The sequence below is a fragment of the Marinomonas sp. MED121 genome (assembly GCF_000153025.1).
In the GTDB taxonomy this organism is placed as follows: Bacteria; Pseudomonadota; Gammaproteobacteria; order Pseudomonadales; family Marinomonadaceae; genus Marinomonas.
The window spans coordinates 521,019-546,543 of record NZ_CH672429.1; the positions used below are offsets into that span (position 1 = coordinate 521,019).

The 25,525-nt window shown below is 40.8% G+C and carries 21 protein-coding genes; 9 read left to right on the forward strand and 12 right to left on the reverse strand.

Annotation, left to right across the window (positions count from 1 at the left end):
- Positions 1-9 precede the first annotated feature (9 nt).
- The 9 genes from MED121_RS23530 to MED121_RS02410 form a co-directional block, all read right to left on the reverse strand.
- Positions 10-2,514, reverse strand: coding sequence for a CHASE domain-containing protein (locus MED121_RS23530; RefSeq protein WP_009831991.1), 2,505 nt, complete (start codon positions 2,512-2,514; stop codon positions 10-12).
- Positions 2,515-2,840: 326 nt separating this feature from the next.
- Positions 2,841-3,851, reverse strand: coding sequence for a TIGR03842 family LLM class F420-dependent oxidoreductase (locus MED121_RS02375; protein ID WP_009831992.1), 1,011 nt, complete (start codon positions 3,849-3,851; stop codon positions 2,841-2,843).
- A 61-nt stretch (positions 3,852-3,912) separates the two neighbouring features.
- Positions 3,913-4,581 (reverse strand): NADPH-dependent F420 reductase, encoded by a 669-nt coding sequence (gene npdG / locus MED121_RS02380; RefSeq protein WP_009831993.1) that lies wholly within the window; start codon positions 4,579-4,581, stop codon positions 3,913-3,915.
- Between the two features lie 50 nt (positions 4,582-4,631).
- Positions 4,632-5,417: a coenzyme F420-0:L-glutamate ligase gene (gene cofE, locus MED121_RS02385; RefSeq protein ID WP_242603168.1), complete on the reverse strand. Its 786-nt coding sequence runs from the start codon at positions 5,415-5,417 to the stop codon at positions 4,632-4,634.
- Complete coding sequence (cofC, locus tag MED121_RS02390) at positions 5,398-6,063, reverse strand: 2-phospho-L-lactate guanylyltransferase (protein ID WP_009831995.1); 666 nt, start codon at positions 6,061-6,063, stop codon at positions 5,398-5,400. The genes cofE and cofC overlap by 20 nt, the downstream gene beginning before the upstream one ends.
- Entirely contained in the window at positions 6,060-7,058 is a 999-nt protein-coding gene (cofD, locus tag MED121_RS02395; RefSeq protein ID WP_009831996.1) for a 2-phospho-L-lactate transferase, read from the reverse strand. The genes cofC and cofD overlap by 4 nt, the downstream gene beginning before the upstream one ends.
- Before the next feature lie 2 nt (positions 7,059-7,060).
- Positions 7,061-8,440, reverse strand: a complete 1,380-nt coding sequence (cofH, locus tag MED121_RS02400) for a 5-amino-6-(D-ribitylamino)uracil--L-tyrosine 4-hydroxyphenyl transferase CofH (RefSeq protein WP_242603169.1) — start codon at positions 8,438-8,440, stop codon at positions 7,061-7,063.
- Positions 8,441-8,464: 24 nt separating this feature from the next.
- Entirely contained in the window at positions 8,465-9,598 is a 1,134-nt protein-coding gene (cofG, locus tag MED121_RS02405; RefSeq protein WP_009831998.1) for a 7,8-didemethyl-8-hydroxy-5-deazariboflavin synthase CofG, read from the reverse strand.
- 703 nt (positions 9,599-10,301) lie between these two features.
- Complete coding sequence (locus tag MED121_RS02410) at positions 10,302-10,940, reverse strand: TetR/AcrR family transcriptional regulator (RefSeq protein ID WP_207382766.1); 639 nt, start codon at positions 10,938-10,940, stop codon at positions 10,302-10,304.
- A 506-nt stretch (positions 10,941-11,446) separates the two neighbouring features.
- Between MED121_RS02410 and MED121_RS02415 the strand changes: the two genes are divergently transcribed.
- The 3 genes from MED121_RS02415 to hydA all read left to right on the forward strand — a co-directional run bounded on the left by MED121_RS02415 (position 11,447) and on the right by hydA (position 15,832).
- Positions 11,447-12,685: a Zn-dependent hydrolase gene (locus MED121_RS02415; protein WP_009832000.1), complete on the forward strand. Its 1,239-nt coding sequence runs from the start codon at positions 11,447-11,449 to the stop codon at positions 12,683-12,685.
- 138 nt (positions 12,686-12,823) lie between these two features.
- Entirely contained in the window at positions 12,824-14,311 is a 1,488-nt protein-coding gene (locus tag MED121_RS02420) for an NCS1 family nucleobase:cation symporter-1 (protein WP_036178551.1), read from the forward strand.
- An 81-nt stretch (positions 14,312-14,392) separates the two neighbouring features.
- Entirely contained in the window at positions 14,393-15,832 is a 1,440-nt protein-coding gene (gene hydA / locus MED121_RS02425) for a dihydropyrimidinase (protein WP_009832002.1), read from the forward strand.
- 109 nt (positions 15,833-15,941) lie between these two features.
- On the opposite strand, the gene MED121_RS02430 is transcribed toward hydA, so the two are convergent.
- On the reverse strand, positions 15,942-16,742 hold the full coding sequence (locus MED121_RS02430) for an alpha/beta hydrolase (protein ID WP_009832003.1): 801 nt from the start codon (positions 16,740-16,742) through the stop codon (positions 15,942-15,944).
- A 93-nt stretch (positions 16,743-16,835) separates the two neighbouring features.
- On the opposite strand from MED121_RS02430, the gene MED121_RS02435 reads away from it, so the two are divergent.
- The 6 genes from MED121_RS02435 (at position 16,836) to MED121_RS02460 (ending at position 24,329) form a co-directional block, all read left to right on the forward strand.
- Entirely contained in the window at positions 16,836-17,426 is a 591-nt protein-coding gene (locus MED121_RS02435; protein ID WP_009832004.1) for a CGNR zinc finger domain-containing protein, read from the forward strand.
- Positions 17,427-17,667: 241 nt separating this feature from the next.
- On the forward strand, positions 17,668-18,267 hold the full coding sequence (locus tag MED121_RS23535; RefSeq protein WP_009832005.1) for a TetR/AcrR family transcriptional regulator: 600 nt from the start codon (positions 17,668-17,670) through the stop codon (positions 18,265-18,267).
- A gap of 154 nt (positions 18,268-18,421) precedes the next feature.
- Positions 18,422-20,779, forward strand: a complete 2,358-nt coding sequence (locus MED121_RS02445; RefSeq protein WP_009832006.1) for an MMPL family transporter — start codon at positions 18,422-18,424, stop codon at positions 20,777-20,779.
- A 10-nt stretch (positions 20,780-20,789) separates the two neighbouring features.
- Complete coding sequence (locus MED121_RS02450; protein WP_009832007.1) at positions 20,790-21,608, forward strand: outer membrane lipoprotein-sorting protein; 819 nt, start codon at positions 20,790-20,792, stop codon at positions 21,606-21,608.
- Between the two features lie 21 nt (positions 21,609-21,629).
- Positions 21,630-22,880: a hypothetical protein gene (locus MED121_RS02455; RefSeq protein WP_009832008.1), complete on the forward strand. Its 1,251-nt coding sequence runs from the start codon at positions 21,630-21,632 to the stop codon at positions 22,878-22,880.
- A gap of 216 nt (positions 22,881-23,096) precedes the next feature.
- Complete coding sequence (locus MED121_RS02460) at positions 23,097-24,329, forward strand: GGDEF domain-containing protein (protein ID WP_009832009.1); 1,233 nt, start codon at positions 23,097-23,099, stop codon at positions 24,327-24,329.
- An 11-nt stretch (positions 24,330-24,340) separates the two neighbouring features.
- Here the strand turns inward: MED121_RS02460 and dnaQ are convergent, their stop codons facing one another.
- Together dnaQ and rnhA are read right to left on the reverse strand one after the other, a co-directional pair.
- Positions 24,341-25,045 carry a DNA polymerase III subunit epsilon gene (gene dnaQ, locus MED121_RS02465; RefSeq protein WP_036178555.1) on the reverse strand — a complete coding sequence of 235 codons (705 nt, stop codon included), beginning with the start codon at positions 25,043-25,045 and terminating at the stop codon, positions 24,341-24,343.
- Positions 25,046-25,047: 2 nt separating this feature from the next.
- Positions 25,048-25,485 carry a ribonuclease HI gene (gene rnhA / locus MED121_RS02470; RefSeq protein ID WP_036178559.1) on the reverse strand — a complete coding sequence of 146 codons (438 nt, stop codon included), beginning with the start codon at positions 25,483-25,485 and terminating at the stop codon, positions 25,048-25,050.
- Positions 25,486-25,525 lie beyond the last annotated feature (40 nt).

The following is a 25,525-nucleotide window of genomic DNA, read 5'->3' on the forward strand; positions in this document are numbered from 1 at the left end:
CCTTATTCATTATGATTGTCCTGGTAAAGGCCAGCTGATGATAAATGAAGTTCCCCTAACACCATCTGAGTCAATGGCTAAATCCCCCTTGTAGTGATTAATGATTCTTTTAGTCATAGCCAACCCCATGCCACTTCCTTCAACATCATCCCTAGCTTTAAGTGTTTGAAACATCTCAAGCACTTTATTTTGCATTTCAGGGGGGATGCCAGGCCCATCATCTGTGATCGTAATAATTTGGAAAGACTCACTTTTATTGAATGTCACCTCTATTACACCTGTGTTTTTATCATGATGTTTTATCGCATTAGACAGAATATTTCTGACCACAATTTCAAACGGCACCCTTGGCACTAATAAAAGTGAATTAGAAGATTTATAACTAAACCCATCAGGGCTATCGATAAGTGCAAACTGATCATTCACTAACGTTTTTAATTCAATCGCTTCATATTTATAGTCATAGCGACTTACCCGTGAATATTTTAACAAATCATCAAGCAGCTTTATCATACGCCCGGAACGTCCCATCATTAGGTTTAAATGGGCCTTAGAATCAGAAGGAAGCAATTCCCTGCAGTCCTCTTCTATCCACTGAGCTAATTGCTGGATGCCATTTAAAGGTGACCTCAAATCATGGGAGGCAACATAGGCAAACTGCTCTAAATCTGCATTACTTTTTTCTAACGCTTTATTTTGTTGAATAAGATTTTGTAACAGCACTTTTTCTTTTTGAATATCCACAATATGCAATACTATATTTGCAATGACTTGGTTTTTATCAAGCACTAATGCACCCGTTAAAAGCCCCCAAACTAAAGAGCCATCCTTTTGAATATATTGATTTTCTATGTGGATCGAGGTTTGTTTTTGTTCAAGCATATTCTGAATCATGCTTCGAATAATTGGCTTACTCTGTCCCTCTAATATCAGCTCAAAATGTCGGCCTAATAACTCATCTTTGTCATACTCAAGCCAGCGACTCATAGATTTGTTTAACTCGATAAATTCACCATTTAAATTTAAAATAGCAAACCCTGTAGGCGAAGCATTAACCGCGGTATCCAATAGTGCCTCAGAGGTCTCTAACGCTTTTTCAATTCTCACCTCATTAGATAGGTCTCGAATTAAAGCGATAAAATAATTAATAGCACCTGAGCTTGCTTTCGTAATCGTTAGATCAATTGGTAAGAGACCACCCTCCTTACTTGCGATATTAATAATTTTTTTCTCTTCATAGGCCGATTTATTTTTAACATTTAAGTAGTGATTCGTTTCGTCAGGCCCCTCTAAGCTAGGATCGGGTAAAGCTGTGATATTTTTACCTATTAAGTCTTGCTCTTGAAAACCTAAAATGGCTTCCGCAGCTTTGTTAAAACTTAAAATAGTATTGTTTTTATCAATGGTTATCAGTGCGTCACGCATACTATCTATCGTGGTTTGCAGCTTATTCTCACTCACTCTCAGCTTTTTGGTTACATGGTTTGCATAAGAAATAGCGTTTTTATTCGACCTTGAAAGAATTAAAAACAATGCGAGTAGCATCAGGTCAATACAGATACCGCCAATGAGGATCATTTTTGGTTGATTATTAGTGACTTGGTGACGAAACAAGCGAGTAGACTGTAATTGAAATAACCACTGCCTACCGTACATATTCACTTTAACGACTTTAGAAAATAAAGGGTCTTGATCAAACCCTAAAGCTTCAGGTTGTAACTCATCATAGAGTAAAGATTGCCCATCTTTGATACTAAAATTGACCAGCCGGTTCTCATTTTTAAGGGTCCCCATCATGAGTTTTTCCATGATAAAAGGTGCATAAACGTTAGCGACAAAGGTTCTTCGTCTTGATGTCAGCGTTTGAGGAGGGTTAACCTCATCATAATAAGGTGCAAAAAAGAGAAAGCCCGGAGTTTGTTTTTCGTCTTGTACCAAGATAATGGGCCCGGTAATTTGGGCTTTTGCCGTGTCTCTTGCCATCATTGAAGCCTGATACCGATTACTCTCATGGGCCATATCTAAACCAACCGCTTTTTGATTTTGCTGAACGGGCTCAATATGAGTAATGGGCCAATAGCCAGGATTCGTATGCTTAGGATGAATCTTATAATCAGGACGAAGCTTTCTTTGTTCTGCTAAATAAGCCGTTAAGTTTTCGGGAGAAACATAATCAATAACCCCTATACCATTAATACCTGGATACTTTTCTTCTATCGATAAAGCTGTTGCAAAAGCATGCCAAGTATTTGTATTTATCGGCTTTTCTTGGGCATGAATCGCTGCCACACCAGCCCATAAGGCATCCTCATACTTTTGCATTCTTTCCTTAACCAATTCGATTAAAAGATCCGTCTGAAAATCAAATTGTATTTGGCTTTTTTGATTCGCTAATTTTAATGTCACCTGCCAAGCACTTAAGGTCAGTACTAAAGACAAAATAACGACAAGCCAATGATACCATTGAAGTTTTCCATCTTTTTTAAACCTTCCCTTAAAGCGTTTTTCACTCATACAGAACCTTAGTTTTAACAATCAAACAACCACTTTGAGCAAGGTTTAACGGCTACAAAAAGGCAAACCTATTAATCTAAATAAATATTAGTCGGGATTTATGAAAAAACACCTGTTCTTACCTTTATTTATCCCTAAAAGGAGCTTATTTATGCATTTACAACAAGAAGTTATAAAAATTACTTATAGAAGTGTTGGAAGAAAGGTGGGGGATGAGATCTGAGACCTGAGGCCTGAAGTTAGCTAGGGAGCGCTAGGGAGCCTAAGGTAAAAAAGGTACCTTCTGTATAGAAGATACCTTTGACCTAACCCATTAGGGAAACTGACTAAGATTGGTTTTTAAAAGCAGGAATAATATGATTACCGTATTGTGCAATAATATTTTCCTCATCCCCATTATCAAGATAGATATTAAATTGGGTTGTCCCAGCTTCTTCTAGATTACGGATTTTAGCAATATGATCATCCACTTCACCGAGCACACAGAAGCTTTTAACAATATCTTCTGAGATAAAGTCTAAGTAAGGGTTATCACTTTGACCGTGTTTTGAATAATCATAGCCTTTACGGTTTTCAATGTAATCCGTGAGACTTTTTGGTACCAATCCAGAGTCAGCGCCGTATTTCTCAACAATATCTGCCACGTGATTACCCACCATAGCAGGGAACCATTTAGTATGTTCAACACAATCTTCCATCTTACCAAAGTAAGCCGGTGCAGCGGCTTGCACCTTGAAATTAGACATGTCTTTACCAGCGGCTTCACCCGCATTAATTGCCTGATCTTTAAACCATTTAACCAAACTAGGTTCAGCGATTTGTAAAATAACCCCATCACCCACTTCGCCAGCTGTTGCCAAAGCTTTTGGCCCATATGCGCCAATCCAAACCGGAAGCTCATAACCGTTTGCCCAAGGTAATTTAACAGGCTCTTCACACTCACCGTACGACACCTCTTCACCGCGCACCATGGCTTTTACCTTATTGGTAAATTCTGCCACTCTTGCTAAAGGCGCCGGTTTTTTACCCATCACCCGCATGGAAGAGTCACCTCGACCTAAACCAATATCAAAACGTCCTTCACTTTGTAAAGCCAAACTCGCATAAAGGCTAGATGCCAATGACCAATCACGAATATTAGGGTTAGTCACGCAAGGACCAAAACGCATGGTTTTGGTATGTTCCATACACATAGCCATAGCGACAAAAGATTCACGCCATAAAATATGAGAATCATAAAACCAGCAATAATCAAAGCCAGCTTCTTCAGCTTGTCTAACCAAATTTCTAGCTCGATTTGGGCTAACAAAACCTTTAAAAGTAATACCAAATTCCATTCTTAATTCCTCTTTGTCTGTCTTTTTTTAATTGATTTTTTACTTTAATGTCGAACAAAAACTAAGCCTGTGGTGGTAACACGCCAATACCAGCATGCGAGAAAGGCACATCTTTAGAAATATTTAAACGGATCAGAATAGGAGTAATGGCTTCAATGCAACGAGCACTATCAGCAAGGCCCGCGTTATAGGTTCGAACACCCAGTTGATCTATTAAGGCCATCACAGTTTTCTTTGCTGCTAGCTGGTTTCCACACACTAAAACATCACAATTAATCGCATGATCAAGATCGTTCAATGTGACCGCAGACACATTATGTAACGCGCCGACAACCGGGATGCTCTCACCAAGTAGCGCTTGGGCGGCCTCAGTGGCAGACCCCTCATCAGGCATTTCAACCGCTTTAGGGTTACCAGGGGCAAGTGGCACAACAATATCCACTAGAATCTTGCCCTCTAAATGAGGCTTTAGAGCTAATAAAGTCACTTCATGGGCGCTAAAAGGCACAGCAAATATCACAATTTCTGGTACAGTTTTGGTTGCTTCAATATTGTCCATACCTTTAATACTGGCACTTCCTGATGGCAACAATTGACTCATATCTTTTGCATCTTGTTCCGCTTTTTCACCATCACGAGACCCAATGACCACATCTATTCCCGCTCTCGCAAAACGTAGCGCTAACCCTTTACCTTGAGGCCCAGTGCCTCCAATAATTGCAATACTCATCCTTACCCTCACATTGGTTATCTTCAATATTGGTTCATTTAATATGCTGACTATTTAAATAGGTTTTCATTTGCAGCCCTGACAAGATCAGAGGCCTGACTTGATTCTGTTTGCCATTCAAGTCCTCGGAAAATGATCACAGGACACTTACCACTCTTACTCATAAGCAAACCAGACGCCCCAGCAAGTTCATCCGCAAAAGCAGGTGCTGTCACTTTAAGCTCATGGCCATAGGCATCTTGATCGCCCAACATATGAGTAATCGCGGGGACATTAGCAAGTCCAATGGCGACATTGGTCTGCCCTAAACGCCAAGGCCGACCAAAGGTGTCACTGATTACAACGCCTAAGCGACAAGAAAAAGCCGCTTCTAACTGTTGGCACAAATCACGTGCACTTTTATCAGGGTCGTTAGGCAAGGTGATTAGCTGATCAACCTCTTCTGCATTAGATTCATCAACCGCAGCATTCGCACAAATAAAACCTAATTTATGCTCTGCTATTAAAACTCCTTCATTTTGATCTGCTCGTTTCATCGACCTCACGATACGGTTCGATTGACTTAATATGACTTCAACTTTACGGGGGTCTTTATTCACTTCTTGAGCAAGCATGATGGCATCTTGACTGGCTGTAACCTCGGCAAGATTCACCACTGCACCCTCACATTTGGAGATCATTTTATGAGCAACAACTAAGATATCGCCCTCTTGTAAGGGTGTAGGTAGCGCCTTAACGGCCTCTATAATGGCATTCGCAGCATCATCACCTGGCTTAAAGTCAGGTAAGCCAGGCAAACGAAACACACTTAAAGCATCATCCATTGAAACAGACATTCTGCTCTCTCCTTGATTTTGTAAGGAATGAAGCGCCTTTATCTAAAAGGTGCAAAGGGGCTTTTAAGTAAGCTAAGTCAGTCGGAATATCTACATCTTGTCCCAACAAGGGCAAATGCAATAAGTGACAGTTTAATGAGCGACTAAGGGCTTCAATTTGATGAGCCTTTGAAGACTCAAAACCAAATTGAAAGGCAATCGCATTTGGCGGAGTACAAAGCAGTGCATTCGTTCCTTTGTCTTTCGCAACCCCAATCACAACCCCTTGATGACCCGTCTCACAACTGAGCAAATGTTCTATTTCACTTACCTTAAAATTGGCAATATCTGCTGGTAAAATCAGCTGCCTCTTAAACCCATTAACAAGGCTCCATTGGGTAGCCTTATCTAACGCTTGATTCAATCCCTCTGACTTTTCTTCCATTAGCACCTTGGCACCATATTGCCTTGCAAGGGCTGCGACCAAATCAGAAGGCGTCACCACCAACATAGGTAATTGACTAAAGTGTTGATTAAAAAATGACAGTGTTTGCTCAAATAAGGCCATTGCCAGCTGATAACGCTCATCTTGATCAAGCGCACTTTTTAGCCTTTGTTTTGACTCACTAGGCACCTTCATGGGTATGACCAAATTTATCTCTTTCATCCGGCCACCTGCATACAGTCGGCTTCAATAAACTTGGTTTGAGACAGGGAAAAATTAACTACTTGCCCCATTAATACCTGCTTATCATGCAAGGTTCTCATCAAGGTATTGGTTACTTGAACTTGATAACCCATGCCCTTTAAAGTACTGATGGATGATGCATCTTGATTATCAATCACCAGATCATGAATCAAACCTTGATAAAGTTGTGCAACCCCTAATAACCCTTCATCCACACCCGCACTGGCCATCATTTTATCCGCTGGCCCTTTCACTGTTTTACCCGCAATAAAAGGTGAAATAGCGACTTTTCTCGCATCACTCTGCATGATTGCTGCGCGAATGCCCGGCGTATTTAAAATAGGCGAAATGCTCACCACAGGATTACTGGGGGCAAACACAATGACATCGGCTTTAGCTATCGCATCTAACGCTTCAGTGGTTGGCGTGGCTTGTTCAATATCTTGGAAACGAATGGCATTTACCTTAGGTTGGCAAGCCTCTTTGACAAAATATTCTTGAAACGAGAGCCAACCCTTGTCGGTTTCAACCTGAGTCTGAACCACATCATTGGTTGGCAATAAGATGGGGATATTTACCCCAAGACGCTGCGCGATTGTTTGCGCAATATCAGAAGCAGATATTCCCTCGTTACGTGCTTGTGTCCGGTAAATATGAGTAGCAAAATCTAAATCGCCTAATGACATCCAGGTCTCAGCACCTAGCTTTTCAAGTTGTGCTAGTACTCTATGGGATTCCCCAGACAACCCCCACCCCTGCTCACGGTCAATCAGATTAGCGAGACTATAAGTCAGAGTATCAATATCTGGCGATACCCAAAGGCCGTGAAAGGCTTGATCATCAGCAATATTACCCAATATGCTAAAGTCATAATCACCTTGGAGTTGTGCTAAACCTTCGGCGGCTTTTGCACCACCCACACCGCCGGCTAATAACAACACCTTTGGTTTTTTATTTTCTTCTAACCCAATCATTATTACATCACCCCCATCAGATCAATTTGCTCTGACGCTCTAGGAATATGAGTTTTAATAACCTGATCAGGTGAGTCATACTTTTCTAATGTTTGATATAGAGTGCCTCGCCTCACGGCACTTAATCCGGCCTTATGAATATTGTCTACCATCATTTCAGGCACCACTTCTTGACCGTGTTTAGCACCTGCAGCCCGAGAAATACTTTCATTCATCAAGGTGCCACCTAGGTCATTGGCACCCGCTTGAAGCATTTGCGTTGCGGTTTCAGGCCCCATTTTGACCCAAGACGCTTGTATGTTATCTATGTGGCCTTGCAGCATTAAGCGAGCCACAGCATGCATTTTAAAATGTTCTAGTCGAGTTGGGCCTGGACGAACAAGGTCAGGATTGTCGTTATAAAGTTTGGTCTCATAATGAATAAACCCCAGCGGGACAAACTCAGTAATCCCCCCTGTTTCTTTTTGAATGTCACGTAATAGGCCTAAATGAGCAGCCCAGTGATGAGGTTGATCAACATGGCCATACATAATCGTTGATGTGGTTTTTACACCAACTTCATGGGCCGCTTTAATGATAGTGACCCAATCTTCTGTAGTGAGCTTATTTTTAGTCAGTTGTTTTCGCACTTCGACATCTAAAATTTCAGCGGCTGTACCAGGCATAGAGCCTAAACCTGCTTCTTTTAACTCGGTTAAAAATGCTTGCGGCGTCATCCGTGCTTTTTTTGCCCCATACCAAATTTCAAAAGGTGAAAAAGCATGAATATGAATATCAGGAACACGAGCCTTAACGGCAAGCACCAAGTTCTTGTAATAATCCTTATCTATGTCTGGATGCAGTCCTCCTTGAATGCAAACTTCAGTTGCCCCTTTAAGCCAAGCTTCTTCTGCTCGATTAGCGATTTCATCAAAACTTAAAAACTCAGCCCCTTCTTCTTCTTTGGATTTAGCAAAATTACAAAAACGACACCCCATGTAACACACATTGGTAAAGTTAATGTTTCGAGTAATCACAAAGCTGGCAACATCGCCGCACCTCTGCTGTCTGACTAAATCTGCGGTTTCCAACAGGGCTTGATATTCCCCTTGCTCAGCCTTAAATAAATAAGTCGCTTGCTCAACACTGATCTCTTGTCCCTTTAAGGCTTGATACAAAATTTCAGCCGTCGCTAAATCTATCTGTTTTAACTTGGCGACCAATTGCTTAGATTGCTTGGCGTAAGCGGCATTTGACGCTAATAAAAACTGATGTCTGGCATCATGGCTAATTGGGATAATATTTTCTTTTACTTCCTGAGCCTGGCTAACTTGCTGCTCATAATGAAATAGGTTTGAGCTAGTTTGCGAATTTTGAGCACTCATTAAATCGTTATTTTTCATGTCAAATCTCTCTGTCATAACCAATTAAAGGCTTTTCCATTGCTTTGCAGCTAGGCCATTCTGTGCCGCCAGATAGGGCATTCTTAACGCAAGAGCGGGATCTAGATATTGCGAACCGGCCTCTAAATAGTGCGGATACACTGTGAGTCTTTCTTTGAGCTCATAACCAAGACCAAGACACGCTTTCGCCAAACTATCAATTTGTGGCCAAGCTCTTTCTGGATTAATAAAATCTTGCGTGACAGGGGAAATCCCCCCCCAATCATTGATGCCAGCCGAAACATAACTGCCATATCTTTCTTCAAGATTAGGGGGCGCTTGCAAACTAATTGAAGGGTCAAGAATTAAACGAGCCAAAGCCAAAGTTCGGCGCATATCATCTAGATTTGGTTCAGGGTGATTAGCCATTTCAGTGCCAGCTTTAGCCCTAAAGTTCTGTACAATAACTTCTTGAATATGGCCATATTCTTGGTGTATTTGATTAATTGCTAAGAGGCTATCAATCCGGTCTTGCCAAGTTTCACCTATCCCAATCAAGATGCCCGTGGTAAATGGAATATCTAACTGACCTGCATATCTGAGGGTGTTTAATCGTACTTTTGGCTCTTTGTCAGGACAGGCAAAGTGAGCTTGCCCCTTGTTCATTAAATGCTGACTTGTACTTTCAATCATCATTCCCATACTGGCAGCAACGGGTTTTAGTCCTCGCATTTCAGTAAGACTCATAGCACCTGCGTTAATATGGGGTAATAGATCGGTTTTATCTAACACTGCTTGAGCTTGTTCTTTGACATAATCCAACATGGAATCATGACCTAACATAGCAAGCTTATCTTTGGCGTAGCGGTACCTGGCTTCGGGTTTCTCTCCCAAACTAAAAAGTGCTTCTTTACAACCTTGCCCTTGCCCTTTTAATACGGTTTCTAGCACCTCAGCTGGCAACATAATATTGCCTTGACCGGATTTTGGCGTTTTGACAAAAGTACAATAACCACAGGTATCACGACACATATTGGTTAAAGGGATAAATACCTTACGGGAATAAGTCAGTACTTTTCCAAAATGCTTATCTCTCATTACACCAGCGCTTTGGCACACGGAGAATAAATCCGGTCCAGTAACGCCTTCTAGCTGTAAAGCCTCTTTTCTTGTAAGCATTTATGTACCCTCAAGTTAGATTTTAACTAGCACTACTCACTTTTCACCTTTACTAAGAAAGAAGTAAAAACATGGTGTTTTTTGCTAATTAAAAAGTTTTACCATTTGGTATAATTTTATAAATACCATAAGTATTTTTTAAAGGTAAAGTGTTTTTTTAAATAAGAGGAAAAAAGTTTTTATTTAAATTTAGGTTTCAGATAAAAATCACCAATAAAATAAAACTTAAAAAAAGGCGTTATATTCAGCTTATAAATTATTAGAAAGAATTTGATTTTTAAGGTTTTTTTTATTTTTTTAAACCTTTGAAATTAAAGGCTAAAAAAAGCGTTTTTGGTGTGTTAAATAGATGAAATAAGAGAAAAGAACACAAGATGATCAAACTTAGGGAAGCTGCGAAAAAGTCCTCCCACCTCAGCGGGTAGATAAAAGACTTAAGATTTATGACGAGGGACGCAACTTAATCCTTGCTCTATTGATCAAGCTCTCAACTTATAGATAAAGCTTTAAGGCCAGGCCCTACGGGCCTTTGTACAATACCTATTCGGCATTTTAGAAAAAATAACACCCTGTGTTGTTACTTCTCGAAAGGTATCTGCACTCACTTTCTATTAATCAAGGGCAAAGTGGCGCCTTGTTTGACACCTTTCCCCTATACCTTAAAAGAGCAGACTAAGAAGAAATGATTTAATCGCAGGTTCACTTAGTCACTTTGGGCGCCTAGTGCTTTGAGAACAAAATTAGATAAAAATTTTGCCGCAACATCAAAATCATCTGCTTCTAACTTGGTTTTCCCCATCAATAATTGAATTTGAATAGAGAAATCAGCATAGGTTTGAGTGGATGCCCAGATGGTAAAAAATAAATGTTCTGGTTCGACAGGATCAATAAGTCCTTTTGCTATCCAACGCTTAACCAGCAGTACATCTCGCTCAAATTGAGGTTTCAAGTGGCTAACCATATAATCTTTTAGGACTGGTGCACCATTAATAATTTCATGGGCGAACACCTTAGAGGCATCTGGATAATCTCTAGAAAGTGCAAGTTTTTCAATGATATAGGATTCAATCACTTGCTTTGGAGATGCATTTTCATCATCACTAAAAACCATTTTTTCAACCCAAAGGTCGAGGATAACTTGCAGTACTTTATGATAGAGCGCTTCTTTTGAAGAAAAGTAATAAATAAGGTTTTGTTTAGAGATGCCTGCAGAATCTGCCACAGATTCCATGGATGTGCCACTGAACCCCTTAGTTGCAAAGGCTCTTTCTGCTGCGCGTAAAATTCGATTTTCAAGTAAAACCCGATTACTTGATGGCTTTCGTGGAGTTTTCATTATCATCAGACAAAGCGTCCTAAAATATATATCAATGATCCGAAATTGCCGCAAACATAGCATACTTCAGCCTTCCGAAATAGTCGGAGAGATAAGTCAACTGAGGAATATTAAGGCTTCACCTTCATCAATTATATTTTCTTTTAATTAAGTAATTCATTAACTAAAGATTAATATTTTTTAATTTATTAATTGAATTGAATCCATAGAGTTGATTAACGCTTAAATAAATTTTAAAGTTTATTAACTCTCAACGAGTAAAAAGCTCATCACTTTAATTAAACTTATTCTTGGCATGAATTTAGCTTTGTGAAATCAGGTTTCAATTAAATATAGAATTTTTGAAATATTTTTTTGAATAATTTTTTGACCATTTGGTAAATTATAATCTTAGAGATAAGTTACCTTAAAGCCCCTATTTACCGTGCTTAACACGGAAATATGAACACTTTAATTTATTTTAAATAATGAAAATAAAAATATATAAATTGAAACTGAGTTGAGGAAAGAAGATGAATGATTTAAGAGTTAACGGTGATCGTTTATGGAGCACATTAATGGAAATGGCACAATTTGGTGCCACAGATAAAGGCGGCTGTAACCGTTTAGCGGGCACTGACCTAGATCGCCAAGCAAGGGATTTATTTGTTAGTTGGTGCCAAAAAGCGGGGTGTGAGATCAGCGTTGACCAAATGGGAAACATCTTTGCTCGACGCGAAGGAGCAAACCCATCTCTTCCAGCTGTCGGCACAGGCAGCCATTTAGATACTCAACCTACAGGTGGTAAATTTGATGGTGTGTTTGGTGTACTTGCCGGTGTAGAAGTACTCAGAACCTTACATGAAAACAATCTTAAAACCCCAACTGCTATGGAATTTTCAGTTTGGACCAATGAAGAAGGCTCTCGCTTTCAGCCAGCCATGCAAGGTTCTGGCGTCTATGTCGGGCGATTTGATCTAGAAACAGAACTAAATAAAACCGATGTGAATGGTATTCGCCTTGGCGATGAACTAGAACGCATTGGTTACAAAGGGAAAGACAAGCCAGGTAGCCGTCATATTGGCGCTTTCTTTGAAACCCACATTGAACAAGGCCCAATTTTAGAAGATGAAAAGAAGAGCATTGGGGTCGTACGCTTAGGACAAGGTATTCGCTGGTACAATATTAAAATTCAAGGCAGAGAGTCTCACTCAGGCACCACCCCCATGCACCTAAGACAAGACGCCTTGATTCCAAGCGCTTTAATTGTCAGTGAAATGGAGAACATTGCCAATCGCCACGAGAATGGATTAGGAACCGTGGGCTATATGGATGTTTACCCTAATTCACGCAACACCATTCCTGGCAGAGTCAGTTTTAGCGCAGACCTTCGTAATCCAGATCCAAAAGTCCTTGATAAAATGCACCAAGAGCTCCTCTCCTTCTGTAAGCAGCTTTCTTTAGAGCGTAATATAGAAATAGAAATTGATCCTTTTTGGTATTTTGCACCCGTGGAATTTAACGCCTCTGATGATGTAAAAGCCGCCACTGAAATGCTCGGGTATTCTCATATGGATATTTATGCAGGTGCAGGTCATGACGCTTGTTATATGGCAGATCTGGTTCCGACAGGCATGATATTCACCCCTTGCCTCAATGGCATTAGTCACAATGAGGCAGAGTCAACAACCCTAGAAGAATGTGAGGCCGGCGCAAACGTTTTGCTTCATACCATGCTAGAAGCAAGTAAACGTATTGCTGAGCAGCACTAAAGCCAGCGCTTTAATCCCACATAACCTTTTATGTGGGATTCACCTTTAAGCAGACAAAAGAAGCACCTGACAATAACTAAAAGATTTGCGAATAAGGTAATTTGGTCACATCCAATTAACGATTATGAGGTAAGTGTCATGTCCAGTAAGTCAGTTAAAGTAGATGATTTTTATGAGCTAGAAGTCAGCTCAGATCTTGAAAGCAGTGATTTTTATAATGCTGACCTTGCACCCACAAAAGTAAAAGAAAGAACCTGGAATAAAATCAATATTGCGGCGCTATGGGTCGGCATGGCGATTTGTGTCCCCACTTATACACTCGGTGGCGTCTTAACGGCCTATTTCGGACTTTCAGTAAGTGAAGCGTTATTAGCCATTTTGTTTGCCAATATTGTGTTGTTATTACCTTTAACACTAAACGCTTTTGCGGGAACTAAATATGGTATCCCTTTTCCCGTTTTGCTTCGCTCCTCATTCGGTATTGTGGGTTCTAATATTCCTTGCTTAATTCGAGGTCTTGTCGCCTGTGGTTGGTTTGGCATTCAAACCATGTTTGGTGGCCTCGCTATCCATTTATTGCTGTCTTCCTTTTCGGATACATGGGCAAGCTTGGGCTCGGTCGGCGAAGTGATTGGCTTTTTTATCTTTTGGGCACTTAATATTTTCATTGTGATAAAAGGCTCTGAGTCCATTAAATGGTTAGAAACCCTTTCTGCGCCGCTTTTACTCATTGTCGGTTTAGGCTTAATGTTTTGGGCCAGCGACAAGGTGTCTTTTTCAGAAGTGTTAGCCATTCCCGCTAATCGTCCTGCCGATGCCGGATTCTGGGGCTACTTCTTTGCAGGCCTAACCGCCATGGTTGGTTTTTGGGCAACGCTCTCACTTAACATTCCAGATTTTAGTCGTTATGCAAAATCTCAAAAAGACCAAATTATCGGACAGGTCATTGGCCTCCCGATTACCATGTTTTTCTTTGCAGCATTAGGTGTTGTACTGACAGCGGCATCGGTAAACCTAGTAGGCGAAACTGTCTCTGACCCTATTAGTTTAATTGGTAAAATCGACAGCCCTTTTTGGGTAGCGATTGCCATGGTACTGATTATTATCGCCACACTTTCAACAAATACTGCAGCCAATGTCGTTTCTCCTACTAACGACTTTCAAAACATTGCCCCTAAATACATCAACCATACACGTGGTGTGTTAATGACGGGTGTTGTTGGGATTTTATTAATGGGCTGGGAGCTAATGAAAAAAATGGGCTGGATCGTTTCTGATGTCAGCGTTGAAAGCATGTACTCAAATTGGCTACTGGGTTATTCCAGTTTATTAGGACCCATTGCCGGTATCATGATGGTCGATTACTTCCTCATAAAACGTCAACAACTCGATCTTGTCTCCCTTTATAGTAAAAATAAGCAATATCCACTCTTTAATAGTGCTGGCTTTATTGCTTTTTGCATTCCTGTTGCCATTACCCTGATCTCATTAAGCTTTGATGTCATTAGCTGGTTCTACACCTATGGTTGGTTTACCGGTGCTATTTCGGGCGCCATTATTTACTACTTTGTCGCAGGACAGCAACAAAGTCAGACACTGTCGGATGGTGCAACCTCAGCACAATAATTCAATTTTAATCAATTTAGGCACCTAGTCGTCATTTTCATTAGGTGCCCTATTTTTTAATTGCTCTTAGGGAGAAATGCCATGTCGTTATTAATACAAGGCGGAACCATAGTCACTCATGAAATAAGCTATCAAGCAGACATTTATTGCAAGGACGGCAAAATTGCAGCAATAGGTCAGCAATTAGAAATCGATAAAGACACACAGATCATAGATGCCAGTGGTAAATTAATTATGCCAGGCGGCATAGACCCTCATACCCATATGCAATTACCTTTTATGGGCACCGTTGCTAAAGATGATTTTGCAGCGGGAACAGCAGCGGCCCTAGCAGGGGGTACCACCAGCATTATTGATTTTGTTATTCCAAGTCCACAACAATCCTTGCTTGAGGCCTACCAACAATGGCGAGATTGGGCACAAGCCTCCCACGCAAATTACAGCTTTCATGTCGCCATTACTTGGTGGGATGAAAGTGTTAAAGAAGAAATGGCGGAACTAACTCAAAACCATGGCGTTAATAGCTTTAAGCACTTTATGGCCTATAAAAATGCCATTATGGCCACCGATGATATCTTGGTAGCAAGCTTTAGCCGCTGTTTAGAATTAGGCGCTATGCCAACCGTTCATGCCGAAAATGGCGAACTGGTTTATCACTTACAACAGCAACTTTTAGAGCAAGGGATTACAGGACCTGAAGCACATCCTTTGTCTCGTCCACCTTCGGTTGAAGGCGAAGCCGCCAATCGCTCTATTAGCATAGCCAACACACTAGGAGCCCCACTCTATTTAGTGCATGTGTCAACTAAAGAGGCCGTGGATGCGATTCAATACGCACAAAATTCAGGTCACACGGTTTATGGTGAATGCCTAGCAGGTCATCTCGTCATTGATGATAGCGTTTACCAAGATAGCAACTGGAGCCGCGCCGCCGCCCATGTTATGAGCCCTCCTTTTAGACCTAAGTCACACCAAGACGCACTTTGGAAAGGCATTCAGTCTGGCACCTTACATACGACAGCCACAGATCATTGCGCTTTTTGTGCGGAGCAAAAAGCCATGGGTAAAGATAACTTCACTCAAATTCCAAACGGCACAGCAGGAGTTGAAGAGCGCTTAGCCGTACTTTGGGAAACCGGTGTAAACACGGGCAAATTAACACCCAATGAATTTGTTGCCATTACCTCAACCAATACCGCCAAAATATTTAATATTTACCCGCAAAAAGGGGCAATCGCGACGGGCTCTGATGCTGACTTGGTAATTTGGGATCCAAAAGCGAGTAAGACCTTAAGCGTAGACACTCAAATGTCTAACATTGATTTTAATATCTTTGAAGGTATGACAGTCAATGGCAGTGCCACCTCAACGATATGTAACGGCAAACTGGCTTGGCATGAAGGCGAGCTATTCGCTAAACCTGGAGACGGTAAACACTTTGAGCGTCCAACCTTCGCTGGCTACTATGACTCCATTATTAAGAAAAACCAGCTAAACGAAGCAAAACCCGTAGCGCGCTAATCAAGTTACAACTTAGCAATAACATTACGCCACTCAAATTTAACCTGATTAATTTGAGTGGCTTTTTTTCACTATCGTTTCAATTTAGCTTCATTTTAACGGTTAAAGGTTATAGCAAGAGAGCGGCAATAATGGCCTCTGGCGCATCTTCTTGCATCAGATGCCCTGAATGAGGAACCAGGGTTAATTGGTTTTGAGACACCATGTGAGCAAAGCGCTTGCCTTGAGAAAGGGGGATCCATTCATCTTTTTCTCCCCACAATAATTGAATATTCGCCATCGGTTCATATAAGTTTTCTATCTCATCCGTATAAGCTTGATCCATTTGCGCAATTTGATGATAAAAAGCAGCTTGACCTTCCTTGCCTTGCCAAGGCGCCATATAGACATCAAGTGCTTCTTTAGTTAGCTCAGAGTACGCCGATGTTTTTAGATACTCCGCTAATAAAGCATTGTGAGCAAACTCTGGCAAACCACTAAACGCCGCTTCATGTTTGCGCACATGCTGTACAAAAGGAGAACCCCAAGGCGCAATTGCCACAGGGTCAATGATGGTTAACTTGGCATATCGAATGCCATTTAAATAATAAGCACGCAGTGCTGTTGCACCACCAAAATCATGGCAAAGCACCTCGGGCGTCACCAGTCCCCATTCATTTAACAAAGCCACCAGCAATCTATTTTGAACTTCAAGCGAAACATTTTGATGATCAGACTTTTCAGATAAGCCATAACCCAGTAAATCAAAAAAATACACTTTGAATTTGCCTGCTAACAAAGGCGCAATTTTTCGCCATACCTGTGATGAAAAAGGCGTACCGTGAATAAGGACTAAAGGTGTACCCTCGCCTATAACCCCCCAAGCTACTTTTTGGCCTTCAAAATGAAATCGATTAGGTAAATTAAGCATCTTTCTTCCCAAGAAACCATTAAAATGAATTTAAAGGTTAAAATATTTAAAAAATGACAGCAACCGTTATTTTAGATTAATAGGTTACAAATAATGTTAGACACACAAAATAGCTTTATTGGTGGGCATCCCATCTTAGACTTTATTAACACGGTAGAAGACCAAGATAAAAACCGATTTAAAAGCCAGATAGGTGATTGGCAAAGTCTATTAAGTTGGATCGGGGCTTCTCCCTTTTTTAACGCTCATCATAAGATGGTATTAGCTGGCTATGATGAAGCTAAAGCGAATGCGCTACTTGTCGAACTGCACACAATAAGAGAAGCGCTCTACATTATGTTCAAAGATTTACTATCAAACTCAAGTAACAATGAGATACCAAACCAGATCGAATCCAGTATTCAAGCAGCCCTATCCCAAGCATCACTGTTAAGACAGGAAAACCAGTACCAGTGGCAACTCGACACAAGTAAGGCAAACTGGTTAATAAATACTTTTTACCTCTTATTGGACGATTTTTTAAGAACTCAAGATCTTAGTAAGCTGAGGGAGTGTGGTCGTTGCACCTGGCTATTTTTGAACTCAGGCAGGGGCCGAGGCAGGCGCTGGTGCAGAATGAACACGTGTGGCAATCGAGAAAAATCAGACTATTTTCGTAAACGACAAACAAAAACAGACGAATAGAGAAAAAGAGCCAGCCTAGTCGCTCTAAAACCCTGCTAAAAATGTCAAGATTTTCACATAAAGAGGTAGGAAATAAGAGATTTTGGCTTAGTTTGTGACAAAAATGTCACTCTTTCTATTCTACTTAAAATAAGGACTTAACTTTTTGTATAATAGAAAATAGTATTTTTTCAGACTTAACACTTGCAAACCGACCGATCGGTTTGTAAACTTCATTTTATTCAAGGTATATGGTTTATTTATGTCAAACTCTCGTGATTCAGAAGCAACCCGACGTCATCTTTTAGAGGTGTGTGCTGAAGAGATGCGCTTGTATGGTTTTAAAGCAGCCAGCCTTTCAAAGATTCTTGAAAAAGCAGAAGTCTCTAAAGGTGCACTTTATCATCACTTTGAAAATAAGCAGGCTCTTGGCTATGCGGTGTTTGAAGAAGTTTATGCAGAAGAGTACCTGGGACATTGGCGTGAAGCCCTTTCTCATAAGGATATGATAGAAGGCATCAGACTGATGTTAGATGGCTTCAAAGAGCACTGTTCTATTGATGACATTATGCAAGGCTGCCCCGTAAACAGTGTGTCACAAGAAATGTGCGCCACTGATGAAGGCTTTCAAAAGTGTACCTCAGATATGTACAAGGCTCATTGCGACTTATTAATGACGGCCATTGAAAAAGGCATAGAGAACAAGCAATTTAAACCGGATCTCAAAGTAGAAGAGACGGCTTGGTTTATCATTTCAAGCTTTCAAGGCATTGGGAGCATAGTTAAAAGCTGTCGCTCTAGTGAATGCATGTGGAAACTACATGAGTCCTTTATTGAATACTTAAACTCTTTGAGAGTTTAAGACAAATTTAACCCAGATTCCCCTTTATAAAAGCACCATAATTTTGGTGTTTTTATTTAAGCACTAACATACCGAACGGTCGGAATGTTTCGATTATTAACATACCGAGCGGTTGGTATAAGTTACATTAACAGCTTTGTAGGAGCAACTCATAATGCAACCTTCACAGAAAACATCTGATTGGGCTAGCCGCTACGCGGATTGGCTTATTCGCCATCGCTGGCTAGTACTCATCACATCAGTGCTCATCACCCTTTTTATTGCTAGTGGCGCTCGACTGCTCGCTTTTAATAATGATTACCGAGTTTTCTTTAGTGAAGACAATCCTCAGCTACAAGAGTTTGAACAGCTACAACGTACCTACACAAAAATAGATAACGTGCTTTTTGCCATTGAGCCAAAAGACAATAATGCATTTTCCAACAACGCATTAGCAGCAGTAGAAGAATTAACAGAGAAGTCTTGGTTATTGCCTTTTGCTTTAAGAGTGGATTCGGTGAGTAACTTCCAGCATACCTATGCTGAAGAAGATGACTTAATTGTTGAAGATCTGGTTACTGGCGCACAAGATATTGACGCGCTTAACCTACAGCTTTTAAAGCAGGTTGCGTTAAGCGAACCACTGCTTGCTGATCGTATCGTAAACAAAGCGGGGACAGTGTCTGGGGTTAACATTACCTTCCAGATGCCTCAAAAATCGCTTGATGAAGCCCCTCAAGCTGTAAATGCAGCTCGAGCTTTAGCCGCTGAAATCGAAGCAAAATATGATGTAAACGTTCGTCTAACTGGCATGGTCATGTTGTCCAACGCTTTCTTTGAAGCCACGATGAAGGATATGTCTACATTAGTGCCTATTATGTACTTGGTGATCATCGCCATCATGTACCTTCTGGTGCGTTCTATTAGTGCAACCATTAGTGCTGTTATCGTGATCATGTTATCTATGATGGCAGGTATGGGCTTTGCCGGTCACTTCGGCGTGCAACTTACTCCCCCTTCTGCCTCCGCAACCACCATTATTATGACCCTCGCCGTCGCCGACTCGATTCATATTCTGGTGAGTATGTTTGCAGGTATGCGAAGTGGTTTAAACAAGCACGATGCCCTAAGAGAAAGTATCAAGGTTAACCTTGGCCCTGTCTTTTTAACCTCTGTCACCACTGCGATTGGCTTCTTATCCATGAACTTTAGTGATGCGCCGCCATTCCATGATCTAGGTAATATCACTGCTGTTGGCGTGATGATGGCCTTCTTCTTATCGGTTACTTTATTACCTGCTTTGATGGCGATCTTACCGGCAAAAGCGGCTAAGAGTAGTACCTCAATTGGCAAAAGCATGGATAAGCTAGCGGATTATGTGATCCGTAATCAAAGAAAGATATTAGTCGGCTCAGGTTTAGTTACCGTTATTTTAGTTAGCTCAATTCAAATGAACCGTCTTGAAGACAACTTCATCGGTTATTTTGACAAGACCCAGGACTTTCGTATCGATTCAGACTTCGTAAGCAATGAACTTACGGGTATTTATCAGCTGCAATACTCTTTAGACAGTGGTGAAAATAACGGCATCAGTAACCCGGCCTTCCTAGCTAAGCTCGATAACTTCACCACTTGGTTACGTACTCAGCCTGAAGTGATCCATGTAAATAGTATTAGCGATACATTCAAACGCCTTAACATGAACCTGCATGGAGATGACGAGAGCTACTACCGTTTACCAGAAGATCCAGAGCTCGCAGCTCAATATCTACTACTTTACGAGCTCTCTTTGCCATACGGTTTGGACCTTAACAATCAGGTTAACGTGAGCAAATCTTCCACTCAGATTATTGTGTCTTTGCAAGATCTTGGCTCGACCGAGCTTAAATCGATTGCTGAACGTGGTACAAAATGGCTACAAGACAATGCTGGCATTACTGCATACGGCGTTGGGCCTGCCATCATGTTCTCCTACATTGCCGATAGAAACATTGAAGGTATGTTAGTGGGAACAGGTGTCGCTATGATTCTTATTTCACTATTGATTGGTATCGCGCTTCGTAGTGTCAAGCTAGGTTTCTTAAGTCTTATTCCTAACCTATTACCGGCTGCACTGGCTTTTGGCCTTTGGGGACTACTCGTTGGTGAAGTAAATGTTGCTGTCTCCATGGTAACGGGGATGGCACTGGGTATTGTGGTGGATGATACGGTTCACTTCTTAAGTAAATACTTGCGCGTTCGTCGTCTGGGTATGTCAGCAGAAAGCGCGGTACGTTACGCCTTCTCCTCAGTCGGAGTTGCCATCATAGTCACCTCAATCATTTTGGTCGCAGGTTTTGGCGTACTGGCTCAGTCTTCTTTTGGTATGAATTCTAATATGGCGGTATTAACTGCGATTGCCATCATCATGGCTTTGATCGCCGATTTCTTACTATTACCAGTGCTTTTATTAAAGCTAGATAAGAAAGCATACAAGGTTGAAGAAAAAACCGCTTCAACAGAAGCAAACACCCCATTAACAGCAACAAACTAAGGTGAAGAAAATGAAAACTTTATTAAATTACAAACTGACTTTAAGCACCTTGGTTAGCGCGGGGGCACTTCTCTTAGCTAGCCAAACAGTGATAGCAACAGACTTATCTGAGGCAGAACAAAAAGGCTTAGAGATTGCAATTGAAGCAGACAAACGTGATCTTGGCTTTGCTGATAACTCAACCAAGATGACCATGGTTCTTAGAAATAAATACGGTGAAGAAAGTATTCGTCGTATGCGCAGCAAAACCCTAGAACAAGATAATGATGGTGATAAAGCACTGATCATCTTTGATAACCCAAGAGATGTTAAAGGCACCGCATTTTTATCTTTTACCCATAAGACAAGCTCTGATGACCAGTGGCTTTATTTGCCAGCACTAAAGCGTGTGAAACGTATTTCATCTAGTAATAAATCAGGTCCATTTATGGGCAGTGAATTTGCATTTGAGGATATATCATCACAAGAAGTCGAAAAATATACCTATAAATTCTTGCGCAATGAAAGCTTAGATGGACGCGATCACTTTGTTTTAGAAAGAGATCCTGTTGACCCTAAATCAGGTTACTCAGTGCAACATGTGTGGATAGATACGCAAGAATATCGCGCCTTCAAAATTGATTTTTATGATCGTAAATCCGACCTCTTAAAAACCCTAACCTTGTCTAACTATAACCAATACGAAAACAAGTTTTGGCGAGCGGACAACTGGTTAATGATCAACCACCAAACAGGAAAATCAACCGAGCTTAACTACCAAGGCTGGAAGTTTTCAAATGGCTTTCGTGAAAAAGATTTCACCAAAAACAGCCTAGCACGCGCTAGATAATTTAACCCAGAGATGAACACGATGAGTTTGAAGCCTTTAGTTAATACAAACACATTAACCAAATCGGCCCTCACACTTTCAGTTTTATTGTCTTCATACTCATCCAGCCTAGTGGCTGATGAGTATGAAGACATAACGAGTGAACTGACAGGTTATGTGGCCCTCGAATCGCGATACTTTACCCAAGATGCGCTTTATACAGGCCAGGATGATAGCAGCTATTCATCTGCCTTTAATCTTGAGTACTATCGTGATTGGGATGATGGCAATCAAAGATTTGTAGCCACCAGCTTTGGTCGTTATGACGAGCAAGATAGCGAAAGAAGCCACTTGGATATTCGTGAACTTTACGCTTGGCGTGGTTATGAGAATTATGAAGTTTATGCTGGTATTCGAAAAGTTTTTTGGGGCGTAACTGAGACCTTGCATCTCGTCGATATTATCAACCAAGATGATGCGGTAGAAGATATAGATGGCGAAGATAAATTAGGCCAACCCATGCTCAGTATCTTAATGGAAAGAGACTGGGGAACCTTTGAAGCCTTTGCACTCTTTGGTTTTAGAGATCGCACCTTTGCAGGTACTAACGGCCGCCTGCGAACTGCACTGCCAGTTAATACAGATGAAGCCAGTTATCAGTCTTCCCAAGGTAAAGATCATGTTGACTTTGCCGCCAGGTGGTCGCAAATTTATGGTGACTGGGATCTAGGCCTTAGCCAATTTATCGGTACCTCAAGAGATCCTCAGTACCAAACGATTACCAATGCCAGTAATGAAGCAACTGGGCTTTCCCCCTACTATGCTCAAATCCAACAAACAGGCTTAGATGTGCAAGCTGTCTATGAGGACTGGCTTATCAAGTTTGAAGGGATCTCAATCAAGTACAAAGATGAAGGCAGAAACACGGCGGCAGTCGGTGGATTTGAATATACCTATGTTGGCATCAATGAGTCTGTGATGGATTTAGGTATCTTTGCAGAATATCAATTTGATGATAGGTATGGAGATAAAGCGACCACTAGCCAGAATGACCTTGCCTTGGGGACACGTTGGGTATTCAACGATATTGAGAGTACCGAAATAATTTCTAGCATCAGCTTTGATTTAGAAAACAAAAGCCAATTTATTAGCTTAGAAGGCTCTCGACGTCTTAATGATGATTGGTTCTTTGAATCCCAAGCCCGTATCTTTACTCACACTGATGAAGATGATGGTGCTTATGCATTGCGCAATGATGACTATATCCAACTTGAGTTAAGACGTTATTTTTAATCCATAATTTAATGCACTTTAATAAAGCGAATTGAGCTTCTGAGTTCTTTTCGCTTTTTCTTTTACTTTGCTTTTCATTTAGCACTTACCAAAACACCCTCTTCTTCTTTGAAAACACATATTTGATCTACTGCCATATCAGAGTAAGTGTGCTAAATTAAATCCTGAAAATACCTATCTGAAACAATAATTTGGCCAATACAACACAGACAAGACATGATTAATTATAAAAAAAGCAATCGTCTCATTTTTTTACTTAGCTTTATTATTGCGATATTAATTGTCTTTAATGGCACCTATTCTTTTACGAAAATGCAGCAAATCAAACATGAGTTTGATGATGTGGCTAACCGAGATTTGCCCCTCATTTCACAGCTCATTCCGCTAATAGACAGACAGTTTGAACAAACTCTCTTGATTGAAAAACTGCATCAACTTAATCAAAATCATAAACTTATCGTGATAGACACGCTTGAAGGCAGTTTTATTAGAAGTGGCGATAAGTTTGAAAGCACTATCATCCAATTGCTGGCGTTTATTAAGCCTATGCTTTCGCATGAGCGAGAAGTCATGCGCAATCAGATGCATAGGGTTAGCGCTGCACTCAAAAAAATCAGTAAAGAACATACCGAATACCACTATCAGGTAATCGATATGATCGAAGAGTTAAAAACCAATCAAGGTGAGTATCATCCTGCCTTAATGACTTTATTAAATAATGAAGAAATTGAGCTAAGGCGTGAATTAATCGATTTAAGAGATGAGTTACAGCGTTTTACTCAAGCGTCAGCAGAAGAAGTGGAAAGACACGAAAATCAGGTTATCAGAAGTACCTTTATACTCAATACCAGCTCCTTTATTCTTGGTGCTATATTACTTTTCATGATCCATAGAATTATGAAAAGTCGGGATGCCGCCACTCAAGAAATTCATTACTTTGCCCATTTCGACCCATTAACTAAATTGATTAATCGTCGTTACTTTTTTGAGTTATTTGATCAAGCATTGGATGAACAAAATAATACCAAACCCCCCCTTCAACTTTGTATTTGCGACCTTGATCAATTTAAAGGGGTGAACGACACGCTTGGTCATCAAGCAGGCGATAAGGCCCTAATAAAGTTTGCTGAAATTCTCTCAGAGGTCATGACAAATCAAGGCATTGTAGGACGCTTTGGTGGAGATGAGTTTGTCATTTGTTTTATTGATAAATCTCGGCAAGAATGCGAGAACTTGCTTGAAACAATCAGAGCAAGGCTTGAAAAAACGGTCTTCACTTTAGACAATGCCTCAAGCTTTTCAATTACAGGCACCTTTGGCGTTGCCCACTTAGAAGGTGGGCAAAAAACCAAATTAAGTATGAACCATTTATTTGAAACCGCCGATAAAGCCTTATACATAGCCAAGCAAAATGGCCGCAATCAGGTTTGTCTATTAAACGAAGCGTAATCTTTTAAAGGTTATAAGTCTCGCCACAGAACCTTGCCAGCTTGCTTCTCGATCAGGTCTAACCTTTCATTATGCAAATCGAGCTCAGCTTGATTTGCTTTTAGCACTTTTATCATAGGGCGATCAGGGCTTAAACGCCTAATGGTAGGGACAGACATACCATCGGCACCATCCTCATCATCTCCTAACCCTAAACTGGTTTGACCACCTGTCATTAACAGGTAAACATCCGCTAAGATTTCGGAGTCTAATAGTGCGCCGTGTAATTCACGATGTGAGTTATCAATACCATAACGCTTACATAACGCATCGAGATTATTTTTTTGTCCTGGATGCTTACTACGGGCAAATGCTAAGGTATCAAAGACAGAGCAAATATCAGCAACTTTAGGGAAGTTACCAAGCTTTGCAAACTCATGGTCGATAAAGCCCACATCAAAGGGAGCATTATGAATAACAAGCTCTGCCCCTTGAATATAATTTAAGAAGTCCTGCGCCACTTGATGGAATCTTGGTTTATCCGCGAGAAATTCATCACTGATTCCATGCACTTGAAATGCTTCTTCTTCAACCTGACGATCTGGGTTGATATAAACATGGAAGTGGTTTTTGGTGAGCTTTCGATCCAGCATTTCCACACAACCAATTTCAATAATTCTATGGCCTTGCTTAGGATCAATACCTGTTGTTTCCGTATCTAGAATGATCTGTCTCATCATTAGTCTCTTATTTTTTCTATGCCTAGATTAGCCAACTCATCGGCAATTTCATTGCCTTTAATACCAGCATGCCCTTTAACCCATTTCCATTCGATATCATGTCGTTGACATTCTTCATCGAGCGCTTGCCATAAGTCTTTATTCTTTACAGGCTGTTTTGAGGCTGTTTTCCAGCCCTTTTTTTTCCACCCTGCAAGCCACTGAGTAATGCCTTTTTGCACATAAGAAGAGTCAGTATAAAGGGTGACTTTACAAGGCTCAGTAAGCGCCTTTAAACCCTCTATCGCACCACTCAATTCCATGCGATTATTTGTTGTATCATTTTCACCGCCACACAGGCGTTTCTCATGTTCACCGAATGTGATCCAAGCACCCCACCCTCCAGGGCCTGGATTGCCCTTACAGGCACCATCCGTATAAATTATCACATGTTTCACTATTTCATCTCTTTTGCGGTTGGCTTTCTTAAGGAAGACA

Coding starts and splice junctions, on each gene's coding strand:
- MED121_RS23530 (WP_009831991.1), bottom strand. CDS start 2,514: ATGAGTGAAAAACGCTTTAAGGGAAGGTTTAAAAAAGATGGAAAACTT.
- MED121_RS02375 (WP_009831992.1), bottom strand. CDS start 3,851: ATGGAATTTGGTATTACTTTTAAAGGTTTTGTTAGCCCAAATCGAGCT.
- npdG (WP_009831993.1), bottom strand. CDS start 4,581: ATGAGTATTGCAATTATTGGAGGCACTGGGCCTCAAGGTAAAGGGTTA.
- cofE (WP_242603168.1), bottom strand. CDS start 5,417: ATGTCTGTTTCAATGGATGATGCTTTAAGTGTGTTTCGTTTGCCTGGC.
- cofC (WP_009831995.1), bottom strand. CDS start 6,063: ATGAAAGAGATAAATTTGGTCATACCCATGAAGGTGCCTAGTGAGTCA.
- cofD (WP_009831996.1), bottom strand. CDS start 7,058: ATGATTGGGTTAGAAGAAAATAAAAAACCAAAGGTGTTGTTATTAGCC.
- cofH (WP_242603169.1), bottom strand. CDS start 8,440: ATGAAAAATAACGATTTAATGAGTGCTCAAAATTCGCAAACTAGCTCA.
- cofG (WP_009831998.1), bottom strand. CDS start 9,598: ATGCTTACAAGAAAAGAGGCTTTACAGCTAGAAGGCGTTACTGGACCG.
- MED121_RS02410 (WP_207382766.1), bottom strand. CDS start 10,940: ATGATAATGAAAACTCCACGAAAGCCATCAAGTAATCGGGTTTTACTT.
- MED121_RS02415 (WP_009832000.1), top strand. CDS start 11,447: ATGAATGATTTAAGAGTTAACGGTGATCGTTTATGGAGCACATTAATG.
- MED121_RS02420 (WP_036178551.1), top strand. CDS start 12,824: ATGTCCAGTAAGTCAGTTAAAGTAGATGATTTTTATGAGCTAGAAGTC.
- hydA (WP_009832002.1), top strand. CDS start 14,393: ATGTCGTTATTAATACAAGGCGGAACCATAGTCACTCATGAAATAAGC.
- MED121_RS02430 (WP_009832003.1), bottom strand. CDS start 16,742: ATGCTTAATTTACCTAATCGATTTCATTTTGAAGGCCAAAAAGTAGCT.
- MED121_RS02435 (WP_009832004.1), top strand. CDS start 16,836: ATGTTAGACACACAAAATAGCTTTATTGGTGGGCATCCCATCTTAGAC.
- MED121_RS23535 (WP_009832005.1), top strand. CDS start 17,668: ATGTCAAACTCTCGTGATTCAGAAGCAACCCGACGTCATCTTTTAGAG.
- MED121_RS02445 (WP_009832006.1), top strand. CDS start 18,422: ATGCAACCTTCACAGAAAACATCTGATTGGGCTAGCCGCTACGCGGAT.
- MED121_RS02450 (WP_009832007.1), top strand. CDS start 20,790: ATGAAAACTTTATTAAATTACAAACTGACTTTAAGCACCTTGGTTAGC.
- MED121_RS02455 (WP_009832008.1), top strand. CDS start 21,630: ATGAGTTTGAAGCCTTTAGTTAATACAAACACATTAACCAAATCGGCC.
- MED121_RS02460 (WP_009832009.1), top strand. CDS start 23,097: ATGATTAATTATAAAAAAAGCAATCGTCTCATTTTTTTACTTAGCTTT.
- dnaQ (WP_036178555.1), bottom strand. CDS start 25,045: ATGAGACAGATCATTCTAGATACGGAAACAACAGGTATTGATCCTAAG.